Raw genomic sequence first — 14,879 nt, 5'->3', positions numbered from 1 at the left:
CTCATGACTGCTCCCCCCGCGACCACCGCAGCAGCACCGAGCACCGCGCCCTCGACCTGGGACCGTATGAAGCGGTACTCCCCACCGTCTCGATTTCTGCCGGTCATCGCCACGTTCGCGCTGTTCGTCGGTCTGTTCGGACTCGGCGAATTCCGCTACAGCGGCTTCGCCGATCCACAGGTGTTCCTGTCACTGCTGATCGACAACTCGTTCCTCATCGTCCTCGCAGTAGGGATGACCTTCGTCATCCTCACCGGCGGAATCGATCTCTCCGTCGGGTCCGTCGTCGCACTGTCGACGATGATCGCCGCGCGCACACTGCAATTGGGCTGGCCACCGCTGCTGGTCATGGCCGTGGTGTTGCTGTGTGGCGCCGTGCTCGGCACCGTCATGGGTGCCCTCATCCACTACCTGCAGATTCAGCCGTTCGTCGCCACACTCGCTGGGATGTTCCTCGCCCGGGGCCTGTGCTACATGATCGGTGTCGAATCGATCCCGATCACCGACGACACGTTCTCCTCCATCGCCTTCGCCGTCATCGAACTACCCGGCGGCTACACCATCACCTGGAGCGTGGTGATCGCGCTGGTCACGGTGGCAATCGCTGCCTACGTGTTGGCCTGCACTCGTTTCGGACGTTCGGTCTACGGAATCGGTGGCAACGAAGCGTCAGCGCTGCTGATGGGTCTGAAGGTGGCGGCCGTCAAAGTCGGTGTGTATACGATCAGCGGATTCTGCGCGGCGCTTGCCGGCCTGCTGTTCTCCTTCTACGCACTGTCGGGCTACAGCCTCAACGCCGTCGGTATGGAGCTCGACGCCATCGCCGCGGTGGTGATCGGTGGAACGCTGCTCACCGGTGGGCGCGGGTATGTCCTCGGCTCGCTGGTGGGAGTCCTGATCCTCGGTGCCATACAGACTTTCATCGCATTCGACGGAACCCTGAGCTCGTGGTGGACCCGGATCACGATCGGAGTGCTGCTCCTGGTGTTCGTTCTCGCCCAACGTCTGCTGACGGCGAGAAAGAGGTGACCAACACAGGGATCGACGGTAAGGCACCCGTCATGACCGACGTCGCCCGATTGGCCGGGGTATCCCATCAGACGGTCTCGCGGGTCATCAATGGTCAGAACAACTTACGTCCCGAAACCCGCGACCGGGTACAGAATGCCATCGACCAACTGGGCTATCGTCCCAATCGGGCCGCCAGGGCACTGGTCACCAAACGCTCCGCGTCGATCGGAATCATCGGCTCCAAAGGCGGGTATTGGGGGCCGAGCACCACGCATCGCACCGTACAGAGCGCGGCACGTGATGCCGGATTCTCCGTCAGCGCAGTCAGTCTCGCAACGCTCACACACGACGAACTCGTCGGCGCACTGCATCACCTGCACGACCAGGGCGTCGAGGGCATCGTGTTGATCGCCGCCACCGACGACGCTGTGACAGCGGCTCGATCCGAGGAGTCCGTCGTTCCCGTCGTGGTCGTCGAAGGTGACCCCACCACCTCGACCTGGACCGTGGGCATCGATCAGGTCGGCGGCGCTCGGTTGGCCACCCGACACCTGATCGAGGCAGGTCACGAACGCATCGTGCACCTGTCCGGACCGCAGGGATGGACCGAATCCCGCGGCCGTGAACAAGGGTGGCAGGATGCGCTCGACGAGGCCGGGCTGGCGTGGACACCGGTCCTCCGTGGCGACTGGTCCGCACGCAGTGGCTACGAGAACGGTCTCCGCCTCGCCGAGGACCACACCGTCACGGCCGCTTTCTGCGCCAACGATCAGATGGCCCTCGGGTTGTTGCGCGCGTTCCACGAGAGCGGCCGCCGTGTGCCCGAGGATTTCGCCGTCGTCGGATTCGACGACATCCCCGAGGCGGCTTTCCTGATTCCACCACTGACGACGGTCCGCCAGGACTTCACCGAAGTCGGCAGACGCGCGATCGACGTCCTGCGCGCGGCACTGGACAACACTGCCGCACCCGAGGCGTCCATCGATCCTGAACTCGTCGTTCGATCGTCCAGCACCACTGCACCCAAACCGACCACAACAGTTGCACCGCAACAAGGAGAATCGCATGTCCAATGACCGCTACACGGTAGGAGTGGACTACGGCACACTCTCCGGCCGTGCCGTAGTCGTCCGTGTGTCCGATGGTGCCGAAATTGCATCTGCCGTACACGAATACAGTCACGCCGTACTCGAGGAGACTCTGCCCGGCAGTACCGTACGACTACCCGACGCGTGGGCTCTGCAGGTGCCGGACGACTATCGCGACGTCCTACGCCGCGCCGTCCCCGCTGCGATGGCCGCCGCGGGCATCGCGCCGGAGCAGGTGGTGGGCATCGGGACCGACTTCACCGCATGCACCATGGTGCCGACCTACGCGGACGGCACGCCGCTCAGCGAAGACCCGCGGTTCGTCGATCGCCCACACGCCTACGTCAAACTGTGGAAACACCATGCGGCGCAGGGACAAGCCGACCGCATCAACGAACTGGCCGCCCGTCGCGGCGAGAGCTGGCTCCCCCGCTACGGCGGCTTGATCTCCTCGGAATGGGAATTCGCCAAGGCGTTGCAGATTCACGAGGAAGATGCCGAGATCTACGAGGCCATGGACCGGTGGGTCGAGGCGGCCGACTGGATCGTCTGGCAACTTTGCGGAAACTACGTGCGTAACGCCTGCACCGCGGGATACAAGGGCATCTATCAGGACGGCAAGTATCCTTCCGTCGATTTCCTGACCGAGCTCGCGCCCGGGTTCGGTGGGTTCGTAGCCGAGAAACTCGACCAACCCCTGGGCGAATTGGGCTCGCGTGCAGGCACGTTGACCGCCGAGGCCGCAGCATGGACGGGATTGCCCGAGGGGATAGCCGTCGCGGTCGGAAACGTGGATGCGCACGTCACAGCCCCGGCTGCGGGGGCCGTCGAGTCGGGCCGCATGGTCGCCATCATGGGAACATCCACCTGCCACGTCATGAGTTCGACCGTGTTGAACGACGTTCCGGGTATGTGCGGCGTCGTCGACGGCGGCATCGTCGCGGGGTCGTACGGGTACGAGGCGGGCCAGAGCGGGGTCGGCGACATCTTCGGGTGGTTCACCCGCACCGGAGTTCCCGCGTCCTACAGTGAAGCGGCAACTGCCGCAGGCGAGTCCGTGCACGAATACCTGACGCGGCTCGCGGCGGCCCAAGAGGTGGGCGAGCACGGTCTGGTCGCGCTCGACTGGCACAGCGGCAATCGGTCGATCCTGGTCGATCACGAACTGTCCGGCCTGATCATCGGATCGACGCTTGCGACGCGGCCCGAGGACACCTACCGCGCACTGCTCGAGGCAACGGCATTCGGCACCCGCGTCATCGTCCAGACGTTCCGCGACAGCGGCGTTCCCGTCGAAGAATTCGTCGTGGCGGGAGGGCTGGCCCGCAACCCACTGCTGATGCAGATCTACGCCGACGTGCTACGAATGCCGTTGTCCGTCATCGCGTCCGCACAGGGCCCCGCCTTGGGCTCCGCCATCCACGCGGCAGTGGCCGCAGGCTGCTACCCGGACGTGCCGGTGGCGTCGAAATCGATGGGCAAGGTTCGCCGCGGTGCATTCGTTCCGGACGAGTCCCGGTCGGAGGCATACGACTCGCTGTACGAGATCTACCTGGAACTGCACGACCGCTTCGGTCGGGACGTACCGACCATGCGCCGGCTGCGATCACTGCGTCGCGCAGCCCTGACGAGGAAGCTGGAAGCGAAATGACAGTTGTCGACGATGTACGCGAGGTCGTCGAGGAGATTCGCAGGGACGTATGCGCACTGCATGCGGAATTGGTGCGCTACGGATTGGTCGTGTGGACGGCGGGCAACGTGTCCGCGCGCGTTCCCGGTCGAGACCTCATGGTCATCAAGCCGAGCGGCGTCTCCTACGACGACCTGACACCGGGCAACATGGTGGTGTGCGATCTGCACGGTCGAGTGGTCGAAGGAGACCACGCGCCGTCCTCGGACACCGAGGCGCAGGCATACGTCTATCGGCACCTCGACCACATAAACGGTGTAGTGCACACTCATTCGCCCTACGCGGTCGCGTGGGCCGCACGAGGAGAACCCATTCCGGTCGTCACCACGATGTGCGCCGACGAATTCGGCGGCGACATTCCGGTGGGTCCGTTCGCCGTGATCGGCGACGACTCGATCGGGCGCGGCATCGTCGACACCCTCGCAGACAGCCGCTCTCCGGCAATACTCATGCAGAACCACGGCGTCTTCGCGGTTGGCCCGTCGGCCCGATCTGCGGTGAAAGCGGCGGTCATGTGCGAGGACGTGGCCCGATCGGTGCACCTGTCATATCAACTGGGACAACCACTTCCCATCCCCCGCGCGTCGGTCGACGCACTCTACGACCGCTACCAGAACGTCTACGGCCAGCGCTGACCGGCGCCACGCATTTTTCCACGGAAGGCACATTCTCCATGTCCGAAGTATGGTTTCTCACCGGCAGCCAAGGCCTCTACGGCCCCGAGACGCTCGAGCAGGTGGCAGTCCAGTCACGGGAGATCGCAGACAAACTCGACGGCGCACTGCCGGTATCCGTCGTCTGGAAGCCGGTGCTGCTCGACGCGTCCGCGATCCTGCGGTGCATGCGCGAGGCCAACGCCGCCGACGACTGCATCGGCGTCGTCACCTGGATGCACACCTTCTCGCCGGCCAAGATGTGGATCGCGGGCCTGGATGCACTGGATGTTCCGCTGCTGCACCTGCACACGCAGGCCGGAATGTCGCTGCCCTGGTCCACGATCGACATGGAGTTCATGAATCTGAACCAGGCTGCGCACGGTGACCGCGAGTTCGGGCACATCGAGTCCAGGGTCGGCGTACTGCGCACCACCGTCGCGGGCCACGTCGACAATCCATCGGTACGGACGCGGGCCGAGCAGTGGGCGCGCGCGGCACTCGGCCGGGCAGAATTGCGATCGCTACGACTCGCCCGCTTCGGCGACAACATGCGCGACGTCGCGGTCACCGAGGGCGACAAGGTGGAGGCGCAGCTGCGCTTCGGCGTCTCCGTGAACACCTATGGCGTCAACGATCTCGTGGACGTGGTCGACAGCGTCAGCGAGTCGGCTGTCTCGGAACTCGTCGACGAGTATCGGTCGCTCTACGACATCGCACCGAGCCTCGACAAGGACGGGGATCGTCACGACTCTCTCCGCTACGGCGCACGCGTCGAAGCGGGACTGCGGCAGTTCCTCACCGACGGTGGGTTCAAGGCGTTCACCACCAACTTCGAAGACCTCGGGGGGCTGCGTCAGTTGCCGGGATTGGCGGTGCAGCGACTGATGGCGGACGGTTACGGCTTCGGCGGCGAGGGCGACTGGAAGACGTCGATGTTGTTGCGGGGCATGAAGGTCATGGCCGAGGGACTGGAGGGCGGTACGTCCTTCATGGAGGACTACACCTACCACCTCGTCCCCGGTGAGGAGAAGATCCTCGGCGCACACATGCTGGAGGTGTGCCCGTCCATCACGACGTCTCGCCCCACACTGGAAATTCATCCACTCTCGATCGGCGGACGTGAGGATCCGGTGCGGCTGCGATTCACTGCCGATCCGGGGCACGGTGTCGTCGTCGGACTGTCCGACGTCGGTGAGCGATTCCGATTGACGGCCAACGTGATCGATGTGGTCGAGCCCGACGAGGCGCTTCCGAAACTACCCGTGGCATGCGCAGTGTGGGAACCGCAGCCCTCACTGTCGGTGTCGGCCGAATCGTGGTTGACTGCAGGCGCACCCCACCACACGGTGTTGAGCACCGCCATCGGTTTGCCTGTGCTGGAGGCGTTCTCGGACATGATCGGTGTCGAGCTGCTCGCCATCGATTCCGGCACCACGACGCGTGGGTTCCAGCAGACTCTCCGATGGAACGCGGCGTACCACCGACTCGCAGCGAGGTTGTGAGCTGGTAGTGCCCGCCGTCTAACCGTGTCGAGCGCGGTATTCCTCTTCGGCCCCGGGGTGCAGAGGAATACCGCCCGTCATGACCAGCGAGCGTGCGTCGAGAAATTGGCTGCCGATCGCTTGCCCTGGGACCAGCGCCGACGATCGGTCGAGTAGAACGCTCACCAGTGCGGCGACAACTCGGTTCGGCACATCGGGGTGGGCCAACAGCAGATTCGGGATCCCGACGGTCGTCACCTCCGGGTGCGAGCCGTACACATTCGCCGGAACCGGGACCGCCTCGTACGCGGTGCCGAACGCACGACGCAAATTCGGAACGAGACTGCCCAGATCGAGCAACCGGATCTCGGCGCGCGGGTCGGCGAAGGCCGGGGTCGGCAATCCACCCGCCCACATCACCGCGTCGATCTCGTTGTCGGACAACGCGGTCGCTGCCGCCTTCATCGACAATTGAACTTCGCGAACTGCATCCGGTCCCGAGACGCCGGCCGCGTCGAGGATCCGATGCGAGAGAACCGTCGCCCCCGATCCGGGCGCGCCGGTACTCACTCGTCGGCCCCGCAGATCACTCGCGGCCACGATGGTCGAATCGGCCCGCACCGCAACCTGGAAATAGTTCTCGTAGACGCATCCGACCGCCGCCAGGTCGGTACTCGGGTGGCTGTATGCGGCGTCGATCAGCGTCATTGCCAGTTCGGCGCGACCGGAGATCAACGCGTCGAGGTTGTCGAGGGACCCGGATGTCGTGAGCGGCACGACCTCGACCTCCGACAGTCCGGCAGCCGCGTCGGACAACAGGCCGGAGAACTCCCAGAAGAAGCCGCCCACCTCGCCCGCCGCCAGGTGCAGTTGCATCGGCGGGTCCGACGCGCAGGCTCCCATGACCACCGCGGTCAGCGAAACGACACCGGCCCGCAGAGCTGTTCTTCGTGAGAACAACGCAGCGGGCCGGAGCATGTCACTCACTGTAAGTCGTCACGGGTCACGCGAAGGCCTTGCCCTGCTCCCTGTCGAGGACGGTCTCGGTCTTGTTCCGCAGCACGAAGATGTACACCAGGAGCGAGATGCCGATGACGACGGTCACGTACAGAATGAACCACCCGACGTGCCCACCGTTCTTCGCTGCCTGGTAGATCAACGGAGCGGTACCGCCGAACGCGGAGTTCGCCAGCGCGTAACCGAGGCCGACTCCCAATGCGCGGATGTGCGAGGGGAACAATTCGGCTTTGACGATCGCGTTGATCGAGGTGTAGCCGGTGAGGATGACGTAGCCGACGCAGACCAGCGCCAAGGACTGCACCACCGACGTCGCCGACGGCAGGTACGTGATGAGCACGTAGGTGTAGAGCACGCCGCCGATGCCGAAGAAGACGAGCAGCGGCTTGCGACCGACCTTGTCGCTGATCAACCCGCCGATGGGCTGGAGCAACATCAGGAAGATCAGCCCGAACAGGTTGATCCAGGTTCCGGTCATTCCGCGGTCTTCGTACGCTGCTTTGATCATCGAAGGTGCGTTGACGCTGTAGGTGTAGAACGCGATGGTGCCACCGGCGGTCACCATGAAACAGATCACCAGAGCGCGCCAGTGCTTGCCGACCAACTCCTTGAGAGATCCGGACGCCTGGTCGGCGCCGCTACGAACTGCCTCGAGCTGATCCTTGGTCAACGACTCGTCCATGCTGCGGCGCAGCCAGAAGACGACCACCGCGGCGACGCCACCGATGAAGAACGCTATGCGCCAACCGAAGTCCTCGATCTGCTCCCGCTCGAAGAAGACCTGCATGAGCAGCAACGTGACCTGCGCCAGAACGTGGCCGCCGATCAGCGTGACGTACTGGAACGAGGAGAAGAATCCGCGACGCTCACGAGTGGCGGCCTCGGACATGTACGTCGCCGATGCCCCGTACTCACCACCGGTGGCGAAGCCCTGCACCAGACGGCAGAGGATCAGAATGACTGCGGCCCACACACCGATGCTCTCTCGGCCGGGGGTGAACGCAATGACCATCGAGCAGGCCGCCATCAGCGAGACGCTGAATGTCAGTGCGGCTCGGCGACCGTTGCGGTCTGCGTAGCGTCCGAAGAACCACGAACCGACCGGACGCATCAGGAACGTGACCGCGAAGATCCCGTAGACGTAGATGGTCGAATTCTTGTCCGCCGAATCGAAGAACTGATTCTCGAAATACGTCGCGAAGACGGTGTAGACGTACACGTCGTACCACTCGACGAGATTGCCCGACGACCCACGCAGTGTGTTGTAGACGGCGCGACGGGTGGCTGCGGGAGACGAGACCGGCGGGTTCGCACGAGACGAACCAGCGGTCGAAGTGGCCTCGTTGGCCATGGGCAGGTCCTTCCACAAAGAGCTTTCGGGTGGGTCGCCGAACGCATGACGGCAACCGAAGTCCTTCTACTGTGACCCCCGGCACAGCCAGAACCAAGCTGTTTCGAGTTTCCTAACACTCCCTTAGGACAGGGAGCCGCTCGAACCGTGACGTGGGAGCAACAATCGGACGATCAAACCGGACGGTCGATAAGCGTCGACCTCGAGGCGCCCGCCCACGCGCTCGATCAGGGCCGCGACTATTGCCAGGCCGAGCCCCGTTCCGGCCCCGTGAGCACTCGATGCCCGAAAGAACCGGTCTGCGATCATCGGCAATTCGGCAGCGGATACACCCGGGCCGGTATCGGCGATCGACACCGCGACGTGATCGTCGCCGACTCGACAATCGATGTCGACATTCGCTCCCGAACCGGCATACTTGGTCGCGTTGCTCAGGATCGCGTCGAGCATGCGCACCAGGTCCTCCTCCGGCACCGCAGCAGTGTGATCGGCTCCCGCGTCGGGATCCGCGATACGGACGGTCAACCCGGCCACTGTCAGTGTGCTCGACCAGAATCGGACTCTGTCGGTGAGCACGAACAGCACGTCGCACGCGGTCTTGCGATGCAGAACCGGCGTCTCGGCAGCAGCGAGAACCAGAAGATCCTCGACGACGGAGTCGAGCCGATCGACCTCCAGTGTCGTTCGCTGGTGCGCTTCGGTCATCGACTCGGGCACCCGCATTCCCAACACGTCCAGTCGAATCCGTAATGCCGCCAACGGGTTACGCAATGCGTGAGCGGTGTCGGCCACCAGACGACGCTGCGCAGCGGTCGCGTTCTCCACATCGTCTGCCATTGCGTCGAACGCACGCGAGAGTGCTCGGACCTCGGGTGGACCGACGTGTGCGTCCGACTCGATACGTGGCGCGTCGTCGAGTGGCCGGCGATCGTGGAAGGCGTCGCCGAACGATTGGACTCGCGCCGACAACGACGTCAGTGGACGAACGACCCAGCGCGACAATGCAGCAGCGATCAGCGCCACCGTGGCCAGGATCAGCAGTGCACCGGCGGCGATCACCGCCCAACCGACCGCGACGTCCCTGCGGGCCGCGTCGGTGGAGGCTGCGATCACGACGGCACCGTCGACTTGCGTTCCCCCACCGACCGGTGCCGCCACCAGTACCGACGACGGCGACCACGGTGTCACACTCGACGGAAGGCCACCGCGTTGATTGCGCAAGGCACCCGCCACCGCCTGTTGCACGTCCGTGCGCGTCGTATCCAGACCCGATGCTGCACGCACCGCTCCGGTGCGGTCGACCACCACGATCCCCTCGCCGTACAGATCGTCGTAGCGCTGCACCGACTCTCGGATTCGAGAATCACCCGACTCGTCCTCCCGGGAGCTCAGTTCCGCGAAGTACGTTGCAGCGGCAGCTCGATTCTCACCGAATCGTTGGGCGCGTTCGCGACCCAGCAACAATCCCAGCGGAATCGAGAGCGCGAGAACGACGACGGCGGAGTAGACCATCAGCACCACGAGAACCCGGCGCCGCACGTCAGCTGTCCCAGCGGTAGCCGAAGCCGCGGATCGTGGCGATGGTCCCGGGTCGGCCGAGCTTCGCACGCAACGTCGTCATGTGCACATCGAGCGATCGTGAGATCGCCACGTACGCATCGCCCCAGATCGCATCCATCAGCTGTTCGCGGCTCACCGCTTCACCTCGTCGAGTCGCCAGATGCGCGAGCAGGTCGAACTCTTTGGTGGTCAGCCCGATGTCGCGCCCGTCGACTTCGACACTGCGCCCGACCAGATCGACGACCACGTCGCCCAACTCGAGCCGATCCACCGCCGCATCACTCGTGGCGCTCCGACGCCGCGCCGCCACTTCCAGCCTCGCGTGCAACTCCCCCAACCGAGCGGGCTTGACGACGTAGTCGTCCGCGCCCGCGCGCAGAGCTCGGACCACCGACCGCTCGTCGTCCCGCGCGGTCAGTACCACCACGGGCACCGAACTCAGGGTTCGCAGCTTACGAAGCGCCTCGAGGCCGTCCATGTCGGGCAGGCCGAGATCGAGGAGAACGACACCCATGCCGTGGTACCCGAGCAGCAGGTCGGCACCGCGGCGCATCCGGACAGGGTCGTGCCCCACCTCGGTCAGCGCGTCCACCAACGCGTCGCCGACGCCGTCGTCGTCCTCCACCACCGCTATTCGCATCGACCTCGAGATTAGGCCACCATCCGCTCTCGCACGCTCGGTGCCCGTTGGCCAGGCTTCGAATCAGGGTGATTCGAACCGTCGCTGCGAGGAATGGGACGGGTTAGCTTCGGTAACGATGCTCGATTCGTGGTGGACGTCGGTCCGCCCAACAGTGAGGACAGTCGCACCGCATGGCGCTCAACAACGGAACTCTGATCCACCTGGTCGCACGTGAGGGAAAGCAGGACGAGGTCGCCGCGATCCTGGGCGAAGCGCTCGGATCGGTGGCGCGGGATCCGCAGACCGCGACGTGGTACGCGTATCGAATCACCAACACCGAGTTCGGAATCTTCGGTTCGTCCGAAAGCAAGGTGCCCCTCGGCCAGGACGGCCATCCGGTGCTCACCCGACTGTCCGACGATCTGCTCGCGCACGCGCCGTCGGTGCAGTCGTTCGATGTGCTCGCCGCCAAGGTCTGATGTCGACCGACCTGCGATGAGCAGCAGGTTCACCCCAGTTTTCCGACCCGCTGATCGAAAGAGCCGAACATGAACGCAGGGCCCGACACCACACGTAAGCAGCTGGTACTGAGTGCTTTCGACATGGCGTGCGTGGTGCACCAGAACCCCGGCATGTGGACCGACGCCGATGACCAGACCCACCGCTACACCGATATCGAGTACTGGGTGGAATTGGCGCAGACGCTGGAAGCAGCAGGTTTCGACATCCTCTTCCTGGCCGACGTCCTGGGGTTCTACGACGTGTACGGCGGCAACCGAGACGCCGCACTGCGTACCGCTGCGCAGGCTCCTGTGGCCGATCCGCTGTTGACGATCTCGGCCATGGCCGCGGCGACGAAGACGCTGAGTTACGGTGCGACGGTCTCGTCCACGTACGAACTGCCGTACAAGTTCGCCAAGACCATGACGACACTCGATCACCTCACCAAAGGCCGCGTCGCGTGGAACGTCGTGACGTCCTACCAGCAGAGCGCAGCAGTCAATCTCGGCCTGACGCAGCAGATCTCGCACGACGAACGGTACGAGATCGCCGACGAGTTCATGGAGGTCTGCTACAAGCTGTGGGAGGGCTCGTGGGAAGAGGACGCCGTGGTGCGCGACCGCGCTCGTGGCGTCTACACCGAGCCGTCCAAGGTGCACGACATCGACCATGCCGGTAAGTACTTCACCGTTCCCGGTGCGCATCTTGGCGAACCGTCCCCGCAACGCACGCCGTTCCTGTTCCAGGCCGGGGCGTCGGCCCGGGGGCGCAAGTTCGCTGCCAAGCACGCCGAGGCCGTCTTCCTCGTCGGAGTCAACCCCCACGATGTTCGCCCCATCGTCGACCAGTACCGCATGTTGGCCGCCGAGCAGGGACGCGATCCGCGGAGCCTGAAGATCATCATGATGCTCACTCCGATCGTCGCCGAGACCGACGAACTCGCGCACGAGAAGCTGCTGCAGGTTCAGAAGCACGCTCAGGTCGACGCCGCTCTGGCACTGTGGGGCGGCTGGACCGGGGTCGATCTCTCGGGAGCCGACCCCGACAAGCCGTTGGATCAGTTCCGAGGCGACGGCATCCGCGCGTTCAGCGACATGCTCACTCGGGTCGACAGCGAATTGGTCTGGACACCACGCAAACTGGCGGAGTGGCTGTGCGTGGGCGGAATGAGTGCCAGCATCGTGGGCTCACCGAAGACGATCGTCGATCACTTCGAGGAGTGGATCGAGATCGCCGACGTCGACGGCTTCAACATTGCGCGCGTCACCAACTTCGAAACGTTCCGCGACTTCGGTGAATTGATCACCCCAGAACTCCGTCGCCGCGGATTGATTCCCGACACCAACCGCACCGAGGCCACCTCCCTGCGAGAATTGGTACTGGGGCAACCGCGTCTGCGCGACGACCATCCCGGTGCAGCCTTTCGGCCCGCCGCGACGACAGGTCCCCGCCCGGCCCCGCCGACGACCATTCGCGTCGCACCCCGCAATGTCGGCCTCCTGGTCACCCTCACGGCCAAGCCCGACACAGCAGACGCCCTGGAAAACTGGCTCACCGAGATGCATGCCCACGCGCTCGACGAACCGGGCACCACAACCTGGTACGCAATCAAGTTGAGCGAGAACACGTTCGCGATCTACGACACGTTCCCCGACGAGGACGGCCGACAGGACCACCTCCACGGCAGCATCGTGAAGTCACTTCGAGAACGTCAGCAGGAGCTTCTGGCCGAGCCGCCGACCATCCGTCAGGTGGACCTGCTCGCAGTCAAATCCCTGTTGACGGTCTGATCCACGGACGTCAGCGGCTCATCTCACCTACTGTTCTTCGAAGGGGAGCACCGGGTTTCTGGGCCGCGGGTCTGCGGGGCGGCCGAACATAATTCGGTATCGCCCCAGCACGCTCGTATGCCAGCCTGAAGCGATGGAATGGCAGGCTTTCGAATGCGTCGAGGAGTGGCGCCTTCCGTTCGTCCCGGACTCCGGTCACGGCGCACCCACTCAGCTCGTCGACGCGTGCGGTGCCGTGGGGCGGGATCTGTACTGCCGCAAGCACGGCAGCGAAGAGCACATCGAGCGGTCGGAATGGACGATCGCACTGATGGAAACCGGGGACTGCCATGTCGGACTCGAACCCGCCCTGCATCACCGGACGCCCGCCCTCGAGCAGTTCCGGGGCTTTTCGTTCGGCGCGTTGCACATCGATGACACGCTCGCCGAGGCAACGGTCGTCGTTGCCGACTCGGTGCAGGGCGAACTTGCAGGCTATTACCCGTTCATCCAGTGGCCGATCCAGGAGAAGCGACTGCTCCTGCCGGTGGTGCGCGACGGAACGGCCGTGTGGCGGGACCCGCGGACCGACCTGACTGTTGCCGAGATCGGGCTGCTGACCGACTGACCACGAGATCCGCAGCGCACCAAAGTCATTCGGTAGAGCTGGTACGAGAAACAGGCGGTATGGTCGCGACCAATCGATCGATCACCGAACGGACGACCTCCGGAGCCGGGGCGTGCGTCAGCAACCCCTCCACGACGAACGTTCCGATCCGCAGCATCGCATCGGCTTCGGACCCGGACAGTCCCGCCTTCTCGATATCAGCAGCGAACAACGATTCCGCAAAGTAATGGAAACCGTTGTGCCAGTTCTCGATTGCAGCCGACTTGGCGACACGGTCGTGCACTGTCGACACCAGAGGGCCCACTCTCTGCAGCCGCTCCACGAGCCAGACCAAACGGTCGGCCAATGATCGATCCGCGACGGTCAGATAGTCGGCCGCATCTTCGGCCGCGATGACGGTCAGTACTGCGACCAGGATGTCGTCCTTGTCGTCGAAGTACCAGTACACGGTGTTCGGGGTGATCCCGACAGCTTTGGCGAGCCGGCTGATCGATGCGCGGTCGAAACCGTCGGACACGAACATCTCACGGGCAGCCGCGACGATGTCGTCTCGCTTGGTCTCCCTGTCGTGCAGTCCGCGGTTCTTGGGCATGCCCCAAAGTCTATCTTGAATGCCATTCAAGACACTGATACCGTTCTTGATGACCGTTCAAGAGATGGAGGCCCGAGAGATGCCCAGTTCCGGACGCACAGCCCTGATCACCGGCGCATCCGCGGGAATCGGCGCGGCCTTCGCCCGTCACCTCGCCGCCGAGGGACACAACCTCGTTCTGGTCGCTCGTCGCGAGGATCGGTTGACTGCACTGGCAGACGAGCTCACCGCTCGCCATGGAGTGCGGTGCGACGTGGTGGCCGCGGACCTGGCCGACCGCGACGCGCCCCGCGCGATCATGGAACGTACGCGGACCCTGGGAGTCGAAGTCGACATACTCGTCAACAACGCCGGAATGTCCGGAAATTCGCAGTTCGCGGACGCCCCCCTTCGAGTCGCTGGCCGCCGAGATACAGGTGATGGTCACCGCCGTGACCGAACTCGCTCACCTCACTGTCCCCGGCATGAAAGAGCGAGGATACGGTCGCATCGTCAACCTGTCCTCGCTGGCGGCCCTGCTTCCCCCCGCGGCCAGCCTGCTGTACACCGGCATCAAGTCCTACGTACTCGACATGTCGCAGTCACTCGACATGGAGCTGCGTCCCCACGGCATTCACGTCACCGCGCTCTGCCCGGGCTTCACGCACAGCGAGTTCCACGACGTCATGGGAACCAGGGAGGCGGCCACTTCCAAGCTCCCCTCGATCCTGTGGCAGAACCCCGAAGACGTCGTTCGCGAGGGATGGCGCGCGGTCGAAAACGGCACTCCGGTGTGCGTGCCTGGGTTGGTCAACAAAGCGACTGCTGTTGCAGCCAAACCGATTCCGACACGTATCGGGTACTACCTCGGCAGGACACTCAATCCCTTCAAGTAACGAGTTTCGATCCATACAGTCTTTGCGGAACAGAGGAA

The 14,879-nt window shown here is 64.4% G+C and carries 12 protein-coding genes and 2 pseudogenes; 9 read left to right on the top strand and 5 right to left on the bottom strand.

What is annotated here, in order from left to right:
• Window positions 1–3 precede the first annotated feature (3 nt).
• The 5 genes from yjfF to araA are packed head-to-tail and all read left to right on the top strand — an operon-like array spanning window position 4 to window position 5,947.
• Complete coding sequence (yjfF, locus tag E4P29_RS16125) at window positions 4–1,029, top strand: galactofuranose ABC transporter, permease protein YjfF (RefSeq protein WP_135046227.1); 1,026 nt, start codon at window positions 4–6, stop codon at window positions 1,027–1,029.
• Complete coding sequence (locus tag E4P29_RS16120; protein ID WP_245154359.1) at window positions 1,026–2,087, top strand: LacI family DNA-binding transcriptional regulator; 1,062 nt, start codon at window positions 1,026–1,028, stop codon at window positions 2,085–2,087. Before yjfF ends, E4P29_RS16120 begins: the two co-directional genes overlap by 4 nt.
• Window positions 2,077–3,750 (top strand): ribulokinase, encoded by a 1,674-nt coding sequence (gene araB, locus E4P29_RS16115; RefSeq protein ID WP_135046226.1) that lies wholly within the window; start codon window positions 2,077–2,079, stop codon window positions 3,748–3,750. Before E4P29_RS16120 ends, araB begins: the two co-directional genes overlap by 11 nt.
• The gene (locus tag E4P29_RS16110) at window positions 3,747–4,424 is read left to right on the top strand and encodes an L-ribulose-5-phosphate 4-epimerase (protein WP_135046225.1); all 678 of its coding nucleotides are present in this window, start codon (window positions 3,747–3,749) and stop codon (window positions 4,422–4,424) included. The genes araB and E4P29_RS16110 overlap by 4 nt, the downstream gene beginning before the upstream one ends.
• A gap of 38 nt (window positions 4,425–4,462) precedes the next feature.
• Window positions 4,463–5,947 carry an L-arabinose isomerase gene (gene araA, locus E4P29_RS16105; protein WP_135046224.1) on the top strand — a complete coding sequence of 495 codons (1,485 nt, stop codon included), beginning with the start codon at window positions 4,463–4,465 and terminating at the stop codon, window positions 5,945–5,947.
• 18 nt (window positions 5,948–5,965) lie between these two features.
• Here araA and E4P29_RS16100 read toward each other — a convergent pair whose 3' ends face one another.
• The 4 genes from E4P29_RS16100 to E4P29_RS16085 all read right to left on the bottom strand — a co-directional run bounded on the left by E4P29_RS16100 (window position 5,966) and on the right by E4P29_RS16085 (window position 10,494).
• Window positions 5,966–6,904, bottom strand: coding sequence for a TAXI family TRAP transporter solute-binding subunit (locus tag E4P29_RS16100; protein ID WP_135046223.1), 939 nt, complete (start codon window positions 6,902–6,904; stop codon window positions 5,966–5,968).
• Window positions 6,905–6,929: 25 nt separating this feature from the next.
• On the bottom strand, window positions 6,930–8,294 hold the full coding sequence (locus tag E4P29_RS16095) for an MFS transporter (RefSeq protein WP_135046222.1): 1,365 nt from the start codon (window positions 8,292–8,294) through the stop codon (window positions 6,930–6,932).
• A gap of 123 nt (window positions 8,295–8,417) precedes the next feature.
• The gene (locus E4P29_RS16090; RefSeq protein ID WP_245154358.1) at window positions 8,418–9,833 is read right to left on the bottom strand and encodes a HAMP domain-containing sensor histidine kinase; all 1,416 of its coding nucleotides are present in this window, start codon (window positions 9,831–9,833) and stop codon (window positions 8,418–8,420) included.
• A gap of 1 nt (window position 9,834) precedes the next feature.
• The gene (locus E4P29_RS16085; RefSeq protein ID WP_032368848.1) at window positions 9,835–10,494 is read right to left on the bottom strand and encodes a response regulator transcription factor; all 660 of its coding nucleotides are present in this window, start codon (window positions 10,492–10,494) and stop codon (window positions 9,835–9,837) included.
• 173 nt (window positions 10,495–10,667) lie between these two features.
• Between E4P29_RS16085 and E4P29_RS16080 the strand changes: the two genes are divergently transcribed.
• The 3 genes and pseudogenes from E4P29_RS16080 (at window position 10,668) to E4P29_RS16070 (ending at window position 13,374) form a co-directional block, all read left to right on the top strand.
• Window positions 10,668–10,955 (top strand): hypothetical protein, encoded by a 288-nt coding sequence (locus tag E4P29_RS16080; protein WP_135046221.1) that lies wholly within the window; start codon window positions 10,668–10,670, stop codon window positions 10,953–10,955.
• 69 nt (window positions 10,956–11,024) lie between these two features.
• Window positions 11,025–12,422 (top strand): annotated as a pseudogene (locus tag E4P29_RS16075) (LLM class flavin-dependent oxidoreductase); the annotation flags it as partial.
• Between the two features lie 478 nt (window positions 12,423–12,900).
• Window positions 12,901–13,374: a hypothetical protein gene (locus E4P29_RS16070; protein WP_135046219.1), complete on the top strand. Its 474-nt coding sequence runs from the start codon at window positions 12,901–12,903 to the stop codon at window positions 13,372–13,374.
• Window positions 13,375–13,399: 25 nt separating this feature from the next.
• On the opposite strand, the gene E4P29_RS16065 is transcribed toward E4P29_RS16070, so the two are convergent.
• A complete protein-coding gene (locus tag E4P29_RS16065) occupies window positions 13,400–13,966 on the bottom strand; it encodes a TetR/AcrR family transcriptional regulator (protein WP_135046218.1) in 567 nt (188 codons plus the stop codon).
• Between the two features lie 79 nt (window positions 13,967–14,045).
• Between E4P29_RS16065 and E4P29_RS16060 the strand changes: the two are divergent.
• Window positions 14,046–14,841, top strand: a pseudogene (locus E4P29_RS16060) (SDR family oxidoreductase).
• Window positions 14,842–14,879: the final 38 nt, after the last annotated feature.

The organism is Rhodococcus sp. 1R11 (assembly GCF_004563845.1).
Classification (GTDB): domain Bacteria; phylum Actinomycetota; class Actinomycetes; order Mycobacteriales; family Mycobacteriaceae; genus Rhodococcoides.
Note: the sequence above shows the minus strand (reverse complement) of the source record. Positions and strands in the feature narration are given on the sequence as shown.

Excerpts from the sequence above, each read along its gene's own strand:
- E4P29_RS16070 (WP_135046219.1), top strand. The coding sequence starts at position 12,901 with ATGGAATGGCAGGCTTTCGAATGCGTCGAGGAGTGGCGCCTTCCGTTC.
- E4P29_RS16095 (WP_135046222.1), bottom strand. The coding sequence starts at position 8,294 with ATGGCCAACGAGGCCACTTCGACCGCTGGTTCGTCTCGTGCGAACCCG.
- yjfF (WP_135046227.1), top strand. The coding sequence starts at position 4 with ATGACTGCTCCCCCCGCGACCACCGCAGCAGCACCGAGCACCGCGCCC.
- E4P29_RS16110 (WP_135046225.1), top strand. The coding sequence starts at position 3,747 with ATGACAGTTGTCGACGATGTACGCGAGGTCGTCGAGGAGATTCGCAGG.
- araB (WP_135046226.1), top strand. The coding sequence starts at position 2,077 with ATGTCCAATGACCGCTACACGGTAGGAGTGGACTACGGCACACTCTCC.
- E4P29_RS16065 (WP_135046218.1), bottom strand. The coding sequence starts at position 13,966 with ATGCCCAAGAACCGCGGACTGCACGACAGGGAGACCAAGCGAGACGAC.
- E4P29_RS16080 (WP_135046221.1), top strand. The coding sequence starts at position 10,668 with ATGGCGCTCAACAACGGAACTCTGATCCACCTGGTCGCACGTGAGGGA.
- E4P29_RS16085 (WP_032368848.1), bottom strand. The coding sequence starts at position 10,494 with ATGCGAATAGCGGTGGTGGAGGACGACGACGGCGTCGGCGACGCGTTG.
- E4P29_RS16100 (WP_135046223.1), bottom strand. The coding sequence starts at position 6,904 with ATGCTCCGGCCCGCTGCGTTGTTCTCACGAAGAACAGCTCTGCGGGCC.
- araA (WP_135046224.1), top strand. The coding sequence starts at position 4,463 with ATGTCCGAAGTATGGTTTCTCACCGGCAGCCAAGGCCTCTACGGCCCC.